This window comes from Streptomyces sp. NPDC058279 (assembly GCF_042881255.1).
Classification (GTDB): domain Bacteria; phylum Actinomycetota; class Actinomycetes; order Streptomycetales; family Streptomycetaceae; genus Streptomyces.
In genome coordinates this window covers 14,251-31,820 of record NZ_JBHVYA010000018.1, presented here as the reverse complement: position 1 = coordinate 31,820, position 17,570 = coordinate 14,251, and the positions used below count along the sequence as shown (strand labels likewise).

Annotated in this window: 15 protein-coding genes and 1 pseudogene; 2 read left to right on the top strand and 14 right to left on the bottom strand. The window is 70.7% G+C overall.

Translation table 11 applies throughout. The features are described 5' to 3' along the window. Positions 1-48 precede the first annotated feature (48 nt). From ACFVXJ_RS26220 to ACFVXJ_RS26160, 13 genes are all read right to left on the bottom strand, one after another. Complete coding sequence (locus ACFVXJ_RS26220; RefSeq protein ID WP_389665266.1) at positions 49-939, bottom strand: ATP/GTP-binding protein; 891 nt, start codon at positions 937-939, stop codon at positions 49-51. Further along, a complete protein-coding gene (locus ACFVXJ_RS26215) occupies positions 933-1,538 on the bottom strand; it encodes a hypothetical protein (protein WP_389665265.1) in 606 nt (201 codons plus the stop codon). The genes ACFVXJ_RS26220 and ACFVXJ_RS26215 overlap by 7 nt, the downstream gene beginning before the upstream one ends. 625 nt (positions 1,539-2,163) lie before the next feature. Then, positions 2,164-2,514: a hypothetical protein gene (locus tag ACFVXJ_RS26210; RefSeq protein WP_389665263.1), complete on the bottom strand. Its 351-nt coding sequence runs from the start codon at positions 2,512-2,514 to the stop codon at positions 2,164-2,166. Between the two features lie 206 nt (positions 2,515-2,720). Further along, complete coding sequence (locus ACFVXJ_RS26205) at positions 2,721-3,629, bottom strand: replication-relaxation family protein (protein WP_389665261.1); 909 nt, start codon at positions 3,627-3,629, stop codon at positions 2,721-2,723. Continuing rightward, positions 3,626-6,220 carry a type IV secretory system conjugative DNA transfer family protein gene (locus tag ACFVXJ_RS26200; RefSeq protein ID WP_389665259.1) on the bottom strand — a complete coding sequence of 865 codons (2,595 nt, stop codon included), beginning with the start codon at positions 6,218-6,220 and terminating at the stop codon, positions 3,626-3,628. Before ACFVXJ_RS26200 ends, ACFVXJ_RS26205 begins: the two co-directional genes overlap by 4 nt. Further along, entirely contained in the window at positions 6,217-6,855 is a 639-nt protein-coding gene (locus ACFVXJ_RS26195; protein WP_389665257.1) for a hypothetical protein, read from the bottom strand. The genes ACFVXJ_RS26200 and ACFVXJ_RS26195 overlap by 4 nt, the downstream gene beginning before the upstream one ends. Further along, a complete protein-coding gene (locus ACFVXJ_RS26190; RefSeq protein ID WP_389665256.1) occupies positions 6,852-7,964 on the bottom strand; it encodes an NlpC/P60 family protein in 1,113 nt (370 codons plus the stop codon). The genes ACFVXJ_RS26195 and ACFVXJ_RS26190 overlap by 4 nt, the downstream gene beginning before the upstream one ends. Beyond that, complete coding sequence (locus ACFVXJ_RS26185) at positions 7,961-10,606, bottom strand: hypothetical protein (protein WP_389665255.1); 2,646 nt, start codon at positions 10,604-10,606, stop codon at positions 7,961-7,963. Before ACFVXJ_RS26185 ends, ACFVXJ_RS26190 begins: the two co-directional genes overlap by 4 nt. Further along, a complete protein-coding gene (locus ACFVXJ_RS26180) occupies positions 10,606-10,950 on the bottom strand; it encodes a hypothetical protein (protein ID WP_389665253.1) in 345 nt (114 codons plus the stop codon). Before ACFVXJ_RS26180 ends, ACFVXJ_RS26185 begins: the two co-directional genes overlap by 1 nt. Further along, positions 10,947-13,517, bottom strand: a complete 2,571-nt coding sequence (locus ACFVXJ_RS26175) for an ATP-binding protein (RefSeq protein WP_389665251.1) — start codon at positions 13,515-13,517, stop codon at positions 10,947-10,949. Before ACFVXJ_RS26175 ends, ACFVXJ_RS26180 begins: the two co-directional genes overlap by 4 nt. After that, positions 13,517-14,023 (bottom strand): hypothetical protein, encoded by a 507-nt coding sequence (locus ACFVXJ_RS26170; RefSeq protein ID WP_389665249.1) that lies wholly within the window; start codon positions 14,021-14,023, stop codon positions 13,517-13,519. Before ACFVXJ_RS26170 ends, ACFVXJ_RS26175 begins: the two co-directional genes overlap by 1 nt. Continuing rightward, positions 14,020-14,328, bottom strand: coding sequence for a hypothetical protein (locus ACFVXJ_RS26165; protein WP_389665248.1), 309 nt, complete (start codon positions 14,326-14,328; stop codon positions 14,020-14,022). The genes ACFVXJ_RS26170 and ACFVXJ_RS26165 overlap by 4 nt, the downstream gene beginning before the upstream one ends. Then, a complete protein-coding gene (locus ACFVXJ_RS26160; RefSeq protein WP_389665247.1) occupies positions 14,325-15,404 on the bottom strand; it encodes a conjugal transfer protein in 1,080 nt (359 codons plus the stop codon). Before ACFVXJ_RS26160 ends, ACFVXJ_RS26165 begins: the two co-directional genes overlap by 4 nt. Before the next feature lie 371 nt (positions 15,405-15,775). On the opposite strand from ACFVXJ_RS26160, the gene ACFVXJ_RS26155 reads away from it, so the two are divergent. Next, the gene (locus ACFVXJ_RS26155) at positions 15,776-16,312 is read left to right on the top strand and encodes a hypothetical protein (protein ID WP_389665246.1); all 537 of its coding nucleotides are present in this window, start codon (positions 15,776-15,778) and stop codon (positions 16,310-16,312) included. A 27-nt stretch (positions 16,313-16,339) separates the two neighbouring features. Here ACFVXJ_RS26155 and ACFVXJ_RS26150 read toward each other — a convergent pair whose 3' ends face one another. After that, positions 16,340-17,347, bottom strand: coding sequence for an NAD(P)H-dependent glycerol-3-phosphate dehydrogenase (locus ACFVXJ_RS26150; RefSeq protein ID WP_389665245.1), 1,008 nt, complete (start codon positions 17,345-17,347; stop codon positions 16,340-16,342). Positions 17,348-17,452: 105 nt separating this feature from the next. Here ACFVXJ_RS26150 and ACFVXJ_RS26145 point away from each other — a divergent pair. Continuing rightward, a pseudogene (locus tag ACFVXJ_RS26145) lies at positions 17,453-17,566 on the top strand (alpha/beta hydrolase); the annotation flags it as partial. Positions 17,567-17,570: the final 4 nt, after the last annotated feature.

Here is a 17,570-nt window from a genome sequence, read left to right as displayed (position 1 = left end):
AGTGCCTCCAGAAAGAGAAGGAAGGAACAAGTGGGGTCGCCGGGCCTGTTACTGGCCCACGACCTGGAGTTCTCCGACGGCCACGGTGAACGCGGATTGGCGAACCTCGGTCAGCTGTCCTGTCTGCCCTCCGCCACCGGTCACGGCCCAGTCGATGCTCCAGGTGGACGTCGCGGTGCCCTGGTACTTGGCGCCGGGGATGCCGGCCGACGTCGCCTTGTAGAGGTGACCGCAGTCCGGGGAAGAGGCCATGCCACGCGAAGCCGTATACGCGGTGCCGGGCCCGGTGCAGGTCACACTCGACCCGTCACCCATGTTCCACACCACCCGCGACACCTTCGCCGTCGCTGTCACGGTGATCCCACCCGCCGTCGCTGACGCGGAATTGGGCCCCCATGTCGTCTGGCTCTGGCCCACCCACATCCAGACGGGCACGCCCACCGTGTAGGTGCCGTCGGCCCTCGGACTCACGATCGCCGGCCCCTGCAAGAGCATGCTGTCGACGGCACGCTGCGCGAGGACGGCTGGGTCGACGGCCGGGGCCGGGGTGTCCTTCGACCAGAATGCCTTGCCGATCAGGTCCACGGTCGCTGTGCCATTGGGGTCGCTGGTCAGGCAGGGGTCGACGTACACGGCTCCGTCACCGGGCGAATGCCCCTCCCACAGGGAGCTCCCGGCCGGGGGTTGCGGCTCCAAGCGACGGATGGCGCAGTAGGCGGAGACCTGTTCACCACCGCCACCGGTACCGTTCCCGGTGCCGGTAGGGCCCGGTCCGTTGCCACCGCCACCACCAGGGGTCTTGGGGACGTTGACCTCTACGCAGAATCTTTCGTCGGCGCAGTTGCCGACGCCGGTTCCGTCTTCGGCCCAGGCCGCGGGCACTGCGGCGGCGACCAGGGCGAGACTGCTCAGCACGGTGACAACGCCGCGTCTCAGCATGCCTGCCCCGGGATCTTCTCCTCGATGACGACCCAGCCGTTCGGCCACTTCTCGGCGGTCAGGGTGGTCGTGTACCGGAGAAGACGTTTGGGCGGCAGCGAAACCTCTTTGCCGGTGACCTTATCGACGGGCTTCCACTGTGTGATGTCCACACAGTCCGTGATAACGGCGGTCTTGAGCTGCGGGCCGTCCTTGAAGTTGACCGAGGTACCAGAGTGCTTCGCCTCACCGGTGACGACTTGGCCCGCGCTCCGCAGCCCTGCGAGGCCGGTTTCGGTTTGGGCGTACGCGGATCCGCTCGCGACCTCCTTCAGGGCTGTGCCCGCCGAGTCGGCCTTCGCGTAAGCCTCGGTGAGGACCTGCCAATACCGGTCATAGGCAGTCTGAACCTCCGCCTTGTCGGCATCCGCCGGGCTGACCGAAGGACTGGACGACAGCGAAGTGGCGGTCGCGGCACTGGGGCTCGGCGGCGCCGCCTTGTTGTCGCTGGCGTCCTTACTGCAGCCGGCCGTGAGGACCGCGACGGTCCCGGTGACGGCGACGGCCGCAAGCAACCGTCGGCGCGCGGTGTGGGTCTGGTGCTGTCGTGCCGTTGTCACGGAGATCTCCCCGGTGGTCACCTCGGCGGGCGAGCGTGCAGATTGCTCACCCGAGCCGCGTCATCGCTGGTGCAACTGTTTACGTCGTCGCGGTGCGTTGTACAGCGCACCCTACGACGACAACGGCAAAGCTCCTATGGGGTTCTTGAGGCTCACATGAACGAACGTCACGGTTTGCCCGCCATTGTCGAAGAGTCATATGCCGAAAGCCCCTTGAGGTGCGGTTTTGCGTCTCGACCGGTCGATGGAGTCCGTCCTGGCGAGATCCGGGGACCCTGTGGCCGAAACCCCATCTACTGGCTTGTTCTTTGCTGAAGTAATCCTCGGCTCTGGCACTCACCGGTTCAGTCGCCAATGCCCGCCGTACGGGATAACGATCACGTTGCGGTCAACACCCACCACTCACTGGTGGCGGATCCGGAGCGAGGCAACCCGCGCTTTCGGCCGCTGAGGCCAGACGCTGAGCGGCTTCGCCGGATGACCCTTACGACCTGACGGACACAGGTACGAACGCCGCTGGCTCGTCGACCAATTTCTCGACGCGAGCCGAGGGACTTGCGGCACATCAGAACTCAAGATGCCTAGCCAACGCAACCTCCGCGCTGGCCGGCCAGGGTGAGGGGCTCTAACCGAAGTTGTAGGTACGGGCCACGAACGCCAACGACAGTCGGGGCCCGGGAGTCTGCGCCTCGAGGTCGGTCCCTATCGCCGATGCCTGAGCTGCGTCCTGGTCAAGGCCGGGTTGCTCGGCGAACAGGGCCTCGGTTTGTTGGAGTGCTTCGATGGGGAGCTGCGGCCTGCCCACGTGCGTTTGGCAGGTCCCACCGCCGGTGGCGACCGAGCACGCGGCACCCTTCGAGTTGAGGGCCCGGCACTGCACCGCGGGGTCGTGGATGTGACACAGCCCGGAGGGCCGGGCCCCGTTGATGCACGGGACGCCCTTCTTGGTGAGCCGACTGCATAACGGGGCGGTCATGTACGGGAGGCTACCGAACAGGCTCCGGGCCTGTCCGCGAGATTCAGGGCCGGACCGTCACCCACCGGTGCCGGCGGGGCCGGTGGGCCGGCTCGGGTGCTCAGAACGTCGCGTGGGCGCACTGATCGGCTCGTTGCGGTCGGCCTGGGCGGCGGTGTAGTCGGGACTCTCCGCCGCGTTCATCGGCGCGTACGGCTCGGGCCCGCTCACAGCTCGGTCCAGCCGCGGAGTTCGGCGCTGCCGGTGAGGGGTGTCCAGACAGGGCCGTGAGGGCCGTGGGCCTCCAGGTCTTCGAGGATGGTGGCGCCGAGGGGGACGTGGGTGGCGAGTCGGGCGACGCGGTCGTGGTCGGCGGTCATGCTGCGTAGGTCCTGGATCCGGGTGGCCATGACGTTGCGGGAGGCGCCGGTGAGGATGAACAGGATCCGGGGAAAGCGGGGGTAGAGGCGTTGCCAGGCCAGCATGGCGCCCTGGTCGGCGAGGGTGCCGCGGCGGCCGGCCCGTTGGGGGACGTAGTCGTGGAAGCGTGCGTAACTGATGAGCTTGCGGGCGAGGCGTTCGCTGCTCATGGTGGCGCGGTCGATTTCGATGAACGCCCGGTATTGGATTCGGCGTGGTGTGGTGGCGGTGTAGTGGAAGACGGCGTCGGCGATGAGTCGGTCTTCGCCTGCGGTGTCGGGGAGGCGGTGAGTGACCTCGGGCATCCAGTCCAGGGGCTCGTACTCGTCGCCGCGGGCGCGGGCGTCGGCGAGGAAGGCGAGGTGGGCGCGGACCCCGGCGAGGGTGTGGGCGGCGCGTAGTCGCGCGGCGGCCGCGGAGGGAATGGCGGTCGCGGCGCGTCCGCGTAGTTCGGGCCAGTCCGCGACCATCGCGAGGCCTTCGGCGGTGAGGAAGTGGGCCTGGAGGTGGCTGCTGGTGCCCAGGCTGGTGTGGGTGATGAGGCCCTGCTCGCGCAGCGGCACCAGGGTCCGGTGGATCTTGCGGGGCGGGATGTGCGGGGCGAGGAGTTGGTGGAGCTGGGTGGTGGTCAGGAGCCTGTACTGGGCGAGCAGGGCGAGGGCCTGGTGGGCGCGGGAGTCGGTGGTGGTCGGGATCAGGGGTGCGGGCGTGGTCATGCGTACACCTCATTGGTGGTGTCGTCACTGGCGGGCGTTGTACGGGTGGCTGGCGTGTGGGATGTCAGGAAGGTGCGCAAGAACTCTTGTTGGGCCAGTGCCTCTGCGGCGCGCTCGGCCAGGGGACGGGCGCCCGCCTTCTCATGCGCCACCCGCTGCAGAGTCTTGACCTTGGACGGTTCGGCGAACTTGTCGAAGACCTCGTCGAGGGCGGGGCCCCGGACCAGGAGCGGTCCGATCCGGGTGCCTTCGACGGTGAAGGAGGCGTAGTGCCACCACCGGGCAAGGCCGGCGACGTCGCGGGGTGTGACGGTGTCCCCCCACTGGCCGGTGATCTGGCTGATGGCCTCTACGGAACCGGCCGTGGTGGAGAGGCAGCTGGCGTTCTGCATGAGGGCGGCGCGGGTGGCGGGGGCCAGGCGGTGCATGAGCTGCGTCATCCCGTGCAGCCGGCATCCGAACTTCCGCAGCTGCTCGGTGATCTGCGCCAAGACATCCGATTCGCCTTGGTCCAGGGAGATCATTTCGTCCAGGTAGAAGCGGAAGGGGCGTCGCTGCTTCTCGGGGAGGTCGCGGCGGGAGAGACCGGCGCGCAGGAAGTCGTGGACGATCAGGGACACAAGCAGCGCGTTGGTGGGCCCGGTGCCGGGCGGGCAGATCCACAGGACCTGGCCCTCGTCCATGGCCCGGCGGATGTCGTAGCCGCTGACCGGGCACCCCAGGAAGGCCCTCAGCACCGGGTTCGCCCCGAGCCGCTCCAACGGGTTGAGCACGATGGGGAGCGCGTCCTTGGGCAGGTCGGTAAAGCTTCGCGCCCACCAGTGTTGGGCCTCTGCCGGCAGGTGGGCGACCACGAGGTCACGCAGGCTGGGGTCGGTGAGCAGGGCGGGGATCTGGAAGATGGTGGCCTGCGCTTCAGGGATTTGGCCGGTGACGGCCCTGGCGTTAACGGTGACGAGTGCTTCGACCGCCTTGGTGAAGATCGTCAGGGCGCGCGGTGCCGAGACGTCGGTCCAGCCGAGGGCGGAGGCGAAGCCCTCGACGACGGCGGCGGTCACTTCGTGTGCGGGCTGGCCACTGCTCATGTCCAGGGGGTTCCAGCAGGCGAGCATGTCGCCGTCATCGCGGACGGTGAGGTCGAACAGGGCGACGCGGTCGATGATGTCCTGGTGAGCGAGGTAGCAGGCGACGTCGGCGAAGCTGTCGCCGTGCGGGTCCACGAACGCGAGACCACGCTGATTGTGCGCACTGGCTACCGCCTGAACCTCCGCGCGAGTCGTCTTGCCCCACCCGGCCTTCCCCGACTGGATCTCGAAGAGGGTGTCGTCCTCGTGGGTGGCCACCAGCCGCGTGCGGCCATCGGCCGTCTTGTACCAACCTTGCGGGACCAAGTCGGCGCCGACGCTGTACGTGGGCATGTCGGCCTCCAGCAACGGCAGATGCGCGGTCGCCGTCACGGGCTTGAGGAACCCGGCGAGTTCCTCGACGTGCGCCCATCCGCCGCGGGCGGGCCGCATCACGCCGGTCGACCACGCCTCGTCGAACCGTCCCCGCCACGGACGCCGATCCGGCCCGAACCGCCAAGGCCCCAAGGTCCGGCCGGACTGTGTCAGACGAGACACCCCTGCCCACACGTCCATCGCCGCCCCGACCCGCGCCAGCCGCGCCTGCGCCCGTTCGGCCTCGTCGGAGGCGCACCGCACCAGGATCTGGACGCGGACCAGCCCATGGCTGGTGGCGAGCTTGCCGAGAACCTTGTCACGGTCCAAACGACGGGGCTGGGGGGACATGACCATCTGCCCGCGCCCGGTGCCACGCCACTCGGCCGGATCCAACCACCGCCCGAGTGACAGCGGAACACTGCCCGTCGGCTCCTGGGTCAGCCATCGGGCCTCGCGCCGCGCCTCGCGCCGGGCGGACTCCCGCGCCTTCTGCATGGTCTGCCACCGGTAGGCGGCCAGGTGCCAGCGCGGGGCGGGGGAGAGGTCCACACACACTTCGGCGATGTCGCCGAGCTCGGCCCGCAACCCGGCTACCGCGTCGATCAGGGGCTGGAGTGGATCCGGGTCCAGCGGCACGTCCCGCAGCCGTGACCCGGGCCGACCCCTCAGCGTGAACACCGCGCGGGCCACGTGCTCGCGGTACTTGTCGGCGACCGGCGGCACCTCCTTGACCTCGACCCGGGCACCGTAGGGAGTGGTGGACAGGAGAGCGTAGGCGCCTGCAGGAGCCTCGATCCGGTAGGTCAGCGGTCGGGTTCCGTCCGCGCGCAGCCGCACCCGCAGGCTGCGGGCACGACGCGGTGTCCACCACGGCCCGGACCCGGCGGCCCGCACCAGTTGCATGCCCTGGCGCCAGATCTGTTCGGGCTCCGCCTCGAAGAGCACGGTCGGCACCAGCTCCAGGCAGGTACGACGGGCGAGGGCTTCGGCAGTCAGGCGTCGCTGCAGCACTTCCCACCCGGCGAACAGCGCACCGCCGATCAGGGCCAGCCACCACGCGTTGGCCCATGCCCATCCGGCGCATGCGGTGACCGCCTGGACGAAGTCGGCGGCGAGGGAGAACACCTGCTCCGCACCCGACGCGCTCATGTGCGATTCCATGTTCCGTTTCCGTTCTGGGTGAAGTGGACGACGGCGGAGCGACCGTCGAGGAAGGTCCCGGCCCGATCGGCCCCGGCCCACACCAGCCGCACCACCGCCCGAAGGGGCTGCTGCGTGCGGGGATCCACGGCCGGGGTGTTGTCGCGGCGGGCGGTGGCGGCCTGGATACGGACCCGGCTGTAACCGGCGGTCTCGCCGAGCCACGCCGTACGTCCCAGGTCCAGCAACCGCCGCTCCTCGTCGACCGGTAGGTCCCGCGGGCTGGCCTGGTCGAGGGCCTCCTGGATGAGCGGGTCGGCGGCGGGCCCGGATCCCGGCGGAGGCAGTTCCTGCCGCACCGGCCCGCCGGCGGACGAAGCCTGTGGGGGAGCCGACTGAGGCGGGATGGCGGTGATCCTCGCGTGCGCCGTGGACTCGGACCCGTCATTCTCGGGATACGAGGTGGCCGAGGCCGGCGAGGTTGGCATCGGAGTGCCGGTCGCTGCTGGTGCCGTTGCGGCCGAGGTCCGACCGGCGGGCGCCGGCGTGTCGGCCTGGTGGAGTCCCGCGTACATCAGGAAGACACCGGTGGCGCCCAGCAGGGCTGCGGCGCCGATGACGCGGCCGCCTGTCCATGTGGTCACAGGAGCCTCGTCCCGCCCGCGTAGTCGGGCATGGCGGTGACCGGGTCGATCTGAACCGCTTTGCCGGGGCGTGGCGCGTTGATCATTTTTCCGTCGCCGAGGTAGATCCCGACGTGGTGGATGGTCGAATCGGATGTGGGGTCGTATCCGTAGAAGACGAGGTCGCCAGGGGTGAGGGCGCCGAATCCGGCGGAGGCGGGGATCCGCCGCCCGGCTCCGGCTTGTTCGGAGGCTGTGCGCGGGAGGGTGATCCCGACTCTCGCGTAGGCGTACTGGGTCAATCCCGAACAGTCGAAGCCGACCACGGAGCGGCCGTCCTGCCCGCCGGGGGAGCAGCAGATCCCGCCGCTGGGACCCTGGGGCCCGCCGCCTCCCCAGGAGTAGGGCACGCCTTGCTGGGCGAGTGCGGCCTGAATGACGGCGCCGACGTTTCCCGAGGGAAGGGCGGGCAGCCGGCCGAGGGCGTCGTAGCGGTCGATGCCCGACATCACGTCATCCACGTACGCCCATGACTGGTTGTAGGTGTGGATCGCGGCGCGCAGCTGCTCGCGGTCGGCCAAGTCGCGGCCGTTGCCGCACAGGTAGACGGCCGCTGTGGCGGCGGCGTCGTCCGCGTTGTGCGGACTGATCACGCCGTCCTTGTTGCCGTCCTTGCCGTAGGCGCGGAAGGTGTCGGGCAGGAACTGGAAGGGGCCCACCGCCCGCTCGTATGCGGTGTCGCCGTCCCACTGTCCGCCGTCGGTGTCCGCGATGGCGGTGGTGTTGCCGCCGGCCCCTGATCCGTCGAGGCGCGGCCCGGTGATGGGCGGGGTGATGTCCCCGCCCGCCGAGATCGTGTGGCCGGCGGCGTGGTCGGATTCCACGCGGGCGATCCCGGCGAGGACCTGCCACCGCATCCCCTTGCAACCGCTGACGTACGTGGTGACTTGTGCGGCGCCGGTCAGGTAGGCGGTCATCATCCGCTGCGGGATTCCGGCCGCCGCCGCGTTGACCGCACCGCCGCCGTTGCGGTCACCGGCGGCCGCTGACAGCAGCACCGGACTGGTGCAGCACGCGGCGGCCACCACCAGCAGCACGCCCAGGCATCCCAGCTTCTTCCACCTCTTCACTGCTCACCGCCTTCACGCCGGCGGCGCTCGGCGGCGCGGGCGTCGAACATCGCGCGCAGCCGTGCCGCGTTCGCCTCCGCCTGCGCGTCGGTCGGATTCCGGGTCGCCGACCCGGACTCCGCCCCCGACCTGGACGTCGTTTCGGAGCGGCGCGAGCGGGCGGGCGCCGATGAGGCGGGAGGCGACGGCGGGTGCGGCCGGCCGGGGCGGCCGGATTCCGCCCGGGGGGCCGAAATGCTGGTGCGCGGCGCGGCGGTTGCCCGGCCGTGAGAGGCCAGTGGGGCGGTGGCGATGGCGGCGGCCAGGGCGGTGTCGCGGACGGATCGCATGGGGTCGTGGACCTGCCAGGCGGTGGCGAGGACCTGTCCGGTGTGATCGAGGCCGTTGCGTAGGGCTCGGCCGCCGTCGGCCCAGCGGCCGGCGTCCTCGCGTACCCCGTTCGCCGCGACGCGCAGCTGGGCGTGGGCGTCGTGGGTGAACTGCGAGGCGGCGCCGATGGTTCGGCGCACGGTACGCGGCAGGCCGAAGGTCGCGCCGTAGGTGAGGCGGGCGGTGCGGGAGGCGATGCGGTAGCCGCGTAGTTGCGATGCTCGCGCGTGCAGGCGTGATCCCAGCAGCGGCCGGTCGGTTTCGGGATCGTGAAGGACCTCACCGGTCCGCCGGTTCACCACCATTCCGGCGGTACCGCCCGGCCTGCCGGGGACCGCTCCTGCGAGTGCGGCGGCGCGGAATGCGGCGGCCGCCGGGTGCTGTCCGGGGTGGGGGCCGATCAGGGTGGTGTGGGCGGCGCGCAGGGCCACGGCCAGGGGTGCGATACCGCGCCGCCCTTCGGCCAGTGCGTCGCCGAGCAGCCGGCCGGGGGACATCGGCATCCCGCTGCCGTCGCTCAGCGCGGCCAGGCTGCCGAGCGAACGGAGCCGGGCACCGAACACGCCGTGCGTAGCCGACATTCCCCCGCCGATTCCGCCGATTCCGCTGAAACGGCCGGACCCGGAGGGGCCGTGCGTGGCGAGGGCTGCGCCCAGTTCGGAGTTGTCACCGGTCAGGTGGCTGCCGCCGATCTTCTTGAAGCGCATGCGGGTGGCCATGTGCTGCCCGAACCCGGCCGTGGCGGCAAGGATGCGGCGGTGCATGATCAGGAACGCGACGGCGAGGGCGTCGACCAGCAGCAGCCGTTCCACCATCACGTCGGAGCCGCTGTCGGAGAGCAGTGCGTCCACGGCGATCCCGAAGAGCGGCAACGCCATCGCGGCCATGAACGAGACCAGGGCGGAGACGATGAAGACGCCCAACCACCGCCACAAGAGCATCCGGGACGGGCCGGGGAGCATCGCCCATACCCAGGCGATCGGGCCGCAGGCTGCGGCGGCGGCGTCCGCGCCCTGGGCGCCGAACATCACCACCGCCATCGAAACGATCATCAATGCGACGACGATGACCGCGACGAGCAGGGCGACGACCGACCAGACCCGGTCCCACGTCGGCTGTTTCGCGTAGGCGGCGCAGGCTTTGCCGACCGGTCCGGCCTTGTCCAGCTCGTCGAGGAGCGTCGCGAAGGCGGCGTCCTTGCTGCGTGTGGCATCGCCTCGGTTGCAGTACTCCTTCGCCGGACCATGCACAAGCTCACAAGGATCCGGTGCCTTCCCGGCGACTCGGCGCTCGCAGGATTCCTTGAGCGGTCCGAAGACTCCCTCGCACTTGGAGGGGTCGACCGGCTTCGCCGTGTCGGACCGGTTGCTGTTGACCCACTTCAGGTGGGCTTTGTAGGCGGCGGCGTCATCGGGGTTCTTCGGGTCGAGGATGCGGCCGTACTGGAGCAGCATGTAGGGCTTGACGACCAGGGCGTCGGTGAGCGCTTTCCGGATCGGGTCGACCACTGTTTCCGTGCTCGCCTGCTCGTGGACGCAGTTCGGGGCCGAGGGGCCGGCCGCGCTCGCGCAGTCGCGTCCGGTACGGCCGGTGGCGTGGAAGTAGGAGCCGGTGGTGATCGAGGCGACTTCGAGGGCCGCCTGGTGTGTCTGGTCGAGCGGTCCGTCCTTGCCCAGCAGGTAGTCGGGGCGGATGAAGGCGCTGGCGGCCAGCGCTGCGATGACCAGGGTCATGGCGATCTCCCCCAGGCCCGTGCCGACCTTCCCGCGGACGAAAAGGATCAGCCCGAATACGAAGGCCCAGGACAACAACAGGCCCTCAAGCCCCAGGGCGCCCACGACGTTCTGCTTGTAGGCGTCGGCGAGGTGCTGCGCGGGCCCGGTCAGCAACGTGAGGAGCGGGAACTTGAAGACGAATCCGATCAGCCAGCAGCACAGTCCCACCAGCAGCCGGACCAGGGTGAACAGGCCGCTCATCACCAGCCGCTGGGTGTGCCCGACCACATCGAAGGGAGGCGCGCCGGTCGTGAGCGTGTCGACGGCACCCATGGCGGGGATGGTGTCCGGCGCGGCGACCACCGCCTCCAGCTGGTAGCCACTGAGCGGCGCATCCTCACCGGTGATGATGTCGAGTGGGCCGAGCAGGCCACCACCGACGGTGGTTCCGTCGGCGGCGGCCGCGACCGCCGTGTTCGTCACCAGGAACACGATCGTGAGCAGGGCGACGAATCCGGCCGAGCGCAGCGTGCCCCGGTCTATGTCGAACCGGGCCATCACAGGCGCCGCTCTGCCATGGTCACCAGGGCGATGGCGGCCGCGACGGTGACGGTGGAAAACAGCAGCAGCATGGTCTTGCCGTCCAGCGGCGGGAATGAGAGGGCTGCCGCTGCCGAGGGGCCAGGCGCTGCGACGGACCCGCCGGGAAGGGACCGGCACACGTCGCGGGCTGGGCCGGCGATCAGATCGCACCGGTCACCGGCTGAGGCAACCGGGACCATGTGCGCGGCTGCATCGTACGGGCGGGTGTGGGGCATGGCCCAGGCGGCGACGGTGCAGGTCAGCAACATAAGAGTGACGGCGGCGGTGATCAGCAGCCGGACATCGGTGATGCGGGTCATGAGGTCCCCCCGGCGGCCGCGCGGGTGGCGCGACCGGGTGTGGTGAAGATCTTTTCTCTGATGCGGGGCACGGACGGGACGACGATCCTGATTCGCCCGACCTGCATGCGCGGATCGCGCAGGAACATCTCGCCCTCGCGCCCGCTTTGGCCGACGGGGGAGAGTCCGGTGGTGACCATCCGTACGAGGTCTTCGTCGTCGCCGTCCAGGCCGATGAAGCGCAGGCCCTTGGCGGCGCGAACGCTGTCGGTGGTGCGGGCGAGGAAGCGGTAGGCGATCAGGGCGGCGTCCTTGCCGAGCTCGGCTTCGTCGTGGGCGCCGAGGAAGCATCCGGCGCCGTGCTTGCGGCCGTCGTGGAGGATCTCGTGGACCAGCGCGGATCCCTCCGCCGAGGAGGTCAGCCAATACACCTCGTCCAGCGAGACCAGACAGAAACGCTCGGGATCGGTGAACGCGGCCTGACGGGCGATCGCCGCGATCAGATACAGGACGGCCCGCCCGATCAACGCCTCCAGGGGCTGTTGGCGCAGGACTTCGGCGTCGGCGAATGCCTCCTTGGGGGGCAGGGTGAGTCCGGTGGTGGTGACCACCACCAGGTCGGCGCCCAGGTCCCCGTCCAGGGTGACCGGCGGCAGGTCCGGGTCGAACACCATCGCCGCAAGGGGGTTGCCGCGCACGATCCGCAGCAGGTCCGCCATGGTGGCGGCCGCGTCGGAACGCGTGGTCGCGCTGCCCATCTTGGCCAGGTCGTCGAGGACGTCCAGGACCTTGCCCATGGACGGTTCCGGGCCCGCGCACACCTCTTGGACCGCGTGGTGGAGCACCGCCCCGGCGGCGGTCATCGCACCCACCCCCAGCTGCAAGGTGAGGTAGGACAGCGCGTAGTGGGCGCCGACCGGGCCGCCGAACACCCGAAGCGGGTCGATGGACACCTCGGCCCGGGCGGCGTCGATGACCTCGCACCGGTCGCCCATCGCGGCCCGCCCGAAGCTCGCCCATTCCCGGATCGGCGTCCGGTCGATGACGATCGCCCGCCCGCCCTGATCCACCACAGCCCCTGTGACGAGCTTTTCCAGCACGCTCTTGCCGGCGCCGAGGTCGCCGACCACGGCCAACGACGCGGACGCGTTGACCTGCGGTGCGTCGGCCGGATTCAGCAGGACGGGGCGGATGGTGCCGGAGTCCAGGTCGTGACCGACCATCATCCCGGCCGGGTCCCCGACCCTTGAGAGGGTGAAAGCGCCGGCCGCGGCCCAGTCCTCCGACAGCTGGTGCTGCGTGAACTGCGTGAGTTTCGCAGCCCGGGCGGTACCGGGCAGGCCCAGGGCGAACAGTTCCTCCTGCATGCCGTAGGGGCGCTCCACCCGGTAGTCGCCCCCCGACAGGGCCGCGGACAACTCCCGCGCCCGCGCGTCACAGGTGTCGGCGTCCGGCCCCCACACCGACAACACCGTCACCGACTGGACCTCGACCTCGACCGAGGTCCGCGCCATCCGCGCGTCCTGCTCGGCGAGATCCCCGGCCGCCTCGGGAAGCGAATGCGGCATCCCGGTCGGCTGCGCACCGTACTGGCCGGCCTGGTCGAGGAGTTCGCGCTTCTTGCGCTGGACCTGGGCGCGGGCCTTCTTCGCGGGCACGATCCGCAGGTCCACCGCCACGTCGATCGGGAACGGCAGTTGCTCCAGCTGCGCGAGGACGTCGGCGTGGTCCACGGCCATCGCGGGCGGGAGCTCGGCGAGCACGAGGTGGGACTGGTAGCCGGTCCCTGCCTCGGATTCGACCTGCAGCCACCGCCGGCCCAGCGGCGAGAGGGTTCCGGCCTTGCGCCACCACGGCCGCTCGGCGGCCCTCGCCTTGCCCCGGACGTCCGTCTCTTGGCCGCCTTCGGACAGACGGATCTGCCCCAGGTCCGCATAGGAGGGCGAGGTGAGCCGGCCGTCGTGGATGCGACTGCCGTAGAGCGGGCTGTGCTCCGCGTCCGACAGCAGCGGCTCCTGCGCGAGGCCTCGGTGGACGGCGTGCTGCACCATCCACACGATCTCCGCCGGGGAGGCAGGCCGTAGTCCGAGCCCGCCGCCGAGGGCGGTTTGGATGCGCTCGGCCTCCGCGAACGCCGCCTTCACCTCCGCCTCGGGCACCGGCACCGCAGGCAGGTTTAACACTGCGGACAACTCCCCATAGAGGGCATTGAGCGACGTGGTCGTGGCCCCGGCCCGGCCCGGGAGGGGCACGGCCAGCCACAGCGTCCGCTCGTGCATCTCCTCCCCGGTCAGCAACTCGACGGCGGCAGCGCAGGTCTGCGACCACGCGGGCAGGCGCTCCCAGTCCAGACCGGCCACCATCCGCTCGGCGATCTCACCCGGATCGGTACGCGCCGCCAGCACGAACAGGCGCGGTTCCATGGCGGGCATCGACCGCACCAGGGAGGTGACCCGGTCGAGGAGGTCCTGACGGACCTGGGCCGGCAGATATCCCCCGGGCAGCGGTGTCACCCGCCACACCGCCCACACCCGGGCCGAAGCCGACCACAGCAGATGACCGGCAATGTGCCGAAACACAGTACGCATCACGCCGCCCACTTCTCGGAGTCCGCGAGCAAGGAGGCCAGGCCCGACCCGGCAGCCACCCGCCCCGACACAGCAGGCAGCCGCACCAGCACCCCGCCCCCTCCACGCGCGGAGTCGAGCAGGGGGGCGGCCTGGATGACGAACCGGCCGCGCAGGTGGGAGGGACGGCGATCACGCGCGATCCGGCCACCGATCCGCCCCGCCGGGTGCCGCAGCAACAGCACCAACACCCCGGCCGCAGCGGTGAACGGGTTCTGACCGGCGATCTGCGCACCGCGCGCCGCCCACACCGCCACCAGCCACAACACGACCGGCACCGGACCGGCCCACGACCACCAGTCGTAGCCCTTGATCAACGCGAACGCCCCACCACCGAGGATGACCAACTGCGCCGGGGTGTACGGGCCGAACCAGATGACCCAGTCCCCGAGCTTGCCCAGCACCCACGGGTGGCGGCGCGCACCGGTGTAGACGCGCGCGATCCGGGGCCTCGCCGCCGCGCTCACAGGATCGTCCCGTCCGCGCGGGGGTGCGGGGCCTGCGGATTGAGCGGTGCGGAACCGGTCGACGGGTTCTTGATCTTGTCGGAGAAGAAGCCGGCCAGGGTGTCGCGGGAGCTGTAGATACCGAGCGCGATGGCCATGGCGAGCAGTGCGCCGATACCGGCCTTGAGGGAGAACTGCCGGCAGATGGTGACAAGCACGATCACCACAAGGGCGACCTTGAGGCCCCGGTCGGCCCACTTGCCCAACATGTCGAAGAGGCCGTCGCCGAGGGTGTCCAGCTGGCTTGCGAGGATGATCGTGTTCATCGGGCACCCCTGGCGGTGGGGGTGGTGGAGGGGGACACGAGACCGGCAGGCGTCTGGGCGGGGGATCCGGTGTCCAGGGCGCTGATCTCCCAGCGGCCGGCGCGGGCGGTCACGGTCAGGCGGTACTCCAGCGGCCACCGGGTGCCGGCCCGGTCCTCACCCTCGACCCGGACCCGGACCCGCGCCTTCGTCCCGTCGGCCGGAACGTCCTTCCCACCGGCCGTCTCCGTGTCGGCGGTGACGTCCTTGACCTCGAGCCGCGCGTAGGACGCGGCCGTCGGCGCGTACAGACGCACCCCCGGCGACAGGTACCGCTCCAAGCCCGCACCCTGCCCACCCACCCCGGCGAGGTAGGTCCGCAGGAACTCGACCAGGGAGACGGCCAGGGGGCCTGTGGACGGCACGGGGTGGCCGAACGGGGACGTGCCGGCCTGAGCTGCCTCGGGGGCGGCGACCTCTGCGGGCGAACCGGTGACTACCAGCGGCCCGCCTCCATTCCCACCGGTGCCGCTGACGGCGAAGTACCGGACCGCAGGCTGGATGACGACTGCCTTGTCCGTGCCGGTGCTCGGCGCGGGCTCGCGCTGCTCGTCGGTGACGGCGGCGACGGTCACCGTCCACCCACCGCCGGGCAGATGGACGGTTCGCAGCGCGGTCACCCGCACCGCCTCCGGCGCCCCGGCCTCTCGGGACCGGGAAGGGAGTTCGGCCTGCGGTGCCATCGCCCGCACCGCCGACCCCACCGCGTTGTCGGCGGTGGAGGCGTCGGCGCGCAGCCACAGCTCCACGAAATGCGCGGCCGTCCCGGCCGGGTCGGCCTGGGGACGCTCGGCGCTCGGTGTCGGGGCGGGGGCCGCCTGAGCGGCGGACCCGGACGGCGCGGCCAGGGAGACGGCCAGGGCGAGGGGGCCGGCCGCGAGTGCCGTCCAGACGCCGATACGGGCCAGTCGCGGACCGTGGAAGACGGGCCTGCCGGCGGGAACGGTCTCGGGACGCGAGGCGCGCAGCGGCGTCGAGGACGCGATCCGGCGGGCGGGACGTTCCCGGCCGGGAGGAAGAGTGCGACGACGTGCCATCGGGGGCTGCCTTTCGAGGGGGAGCGGACTGGCTTGCCCCCAGACAACGGCGACCTCCTCACCGGTCCGATCACCACGGCAACCCCCGCGCCATCACGGCTGGGACACAGCTGTCGTGGTGAGTCACCGGTGACTCACCACCACCTCCCCACCGCAGGTCACAGCCCTGCCCGCCCGCAACTCACCGGCCTCGTGGTGACATCACCACTGCCAAGTCACCACCCGGCGGGCACTCACCGGCGGCAGTGGTGAGTTACCGCTCCGGCCGGTGAGCGGCCGACGGCCCGGACAGTTGTCGGGGAACATCCCTCGTGCGGGGCGCCCTCAGGGCCGACCCGTGTCGTCCGGGCCGTAGCCGGCCTTGACCGGCCATGAACACCACCAAGTACCCGCTCCTGGTCGCCACCGCCGCTCTCGCCGTTCTCTTCGGGATGATCTCCGCCGCCACCGCGACCCCGACCGCCGCACTCGGCTACCGCTGCTCGACAAGCACGCAGACCATCGACGACGCCGGATACAGCGGCCCCGCACCCGACAACTGGGACATCAAGATCCAGACGTGCGCCGCCCGCTCCGGCTCCACCGTGTATGCCTACGCGGACATCCGCTGGAACGGACCGTTCTACAGCAACCAGAATGCGACGATCTTCGACGGGGCCAAGGTCCGACTGCAGATCATGGCTTCCCGGGAGGGCACCGACCCCGTGGTGACAGAGCGCGACTTCCAGCTCAAGGACCGGCTGGAGACAGCCACGTCCAGTGGTGACCGGGACGGCCACTACCGCACCCCGACGATCAGCCACCGGGCGGGAAGCGGAGCGTACGCGAACGCGGTCCTCTACCTGGACTGGCACAAGGACGGGCACGGCTACCAAGGCCACGACTACAAGGGATCACCGACCGTCTGACGGCCCCTGCCGAGGGGCTTGGTGGGGTCAAGCCTCGTATCGCTCCTGTTTGGCAGCGCGCCCCATGAGCAGGGCGGCGGCCTGGTCCACGGTGACCTTGCCGTGCAGAACCTTGACGACGACGTCGGTGATGGGCATGTCGACGCCGTGGCGGCGGGCGAGCCCCAGCACGGACTCGGCGGACTTGACGCCCTCGGCCGTCTGTCCGGTGGCTGCGGCGGCCTGGTCGACGGTCAGGCCCAGCCCGAGGTGTTCGCCGAAGGTGCGGTTTCGGGAGAGGGGGGAGGAGCAGGTGGCCATGAGATCGCCGACCCCGGCGAGGCCGGCGAACGTGAGCGGGTCGGCGCTGAGAGCGAGCCCGAGTCGGGCGGTCTCGGCGAGGCCGCGGGTGACCAGCATGGCGCGGGAGTTCTCGCCGAGGTTCATGCCGGTGGCGAGGCCGACGGCCAGGGCGATGACGTTCTTCACCACCCCGCCCAGTTCGACGCCGGTCACGTCGGTGGTCGTGTAGGGGCGGAAGTACGGGGTCTGTGCGGCGGCTTGGATCCGGTCGGCCACTGCCTCGTCGGTGCAGGCGATTGCGGTGGCGGCGGGCTGGCGCACGGCGATCTCCCGGGCGAGGTTGGGCCCGGACAGTACCGCGACCCGGGCAGCCGGGATCCCGGCCGTCTCGGCGATGACCTGGCTCATCCGCATGCCGGTGCCTGTCTCGACCCCCTTCATCAGGCTCACCACCACGCTGTCGTCGGGGAACAGTGGCGCCCACAGCGCGAGGTTGGCCCGGAGGGTCTGGGCGGGAATCGACAGGAACACGAACTCGGCACCCTGGACGGCTTCGGCGACGTCGGTGGTGGCGGTCACCCTGCCAGGCAGGACGGCCCCGGGTAGGTAGCGGGGGTTCTCGTGACGTTGGTTGATGGCGGCCGCGATGTCGTGGCGGCGGGCGTGGATGGCAACCCGGTTACCGGCATCGGCCAGGACCACGCTCAAGCTGGTGCCCCAGGATCCGGCAGAGAGGACGGCGATGCGGGTCACGTGGCCTCCACGGTGTCGGGTCGGTCGGTGCAGCGTAGTGGCCGGTGCCGGGGTGAGTACGACAGCCCGACGGCCGGCCAGGGTGGTGCGGCGGGCGGTTCGGCGAGCATCGGCGAGGGCTGGGCCGCCGGACTGGAGGAACGTGACGGCGCATGGTGGCCGCGTTTCGACCCCGACGTGATGGTCGACTCCCTGGCCGAGAACGCCCAGCGTTCCTACTGTC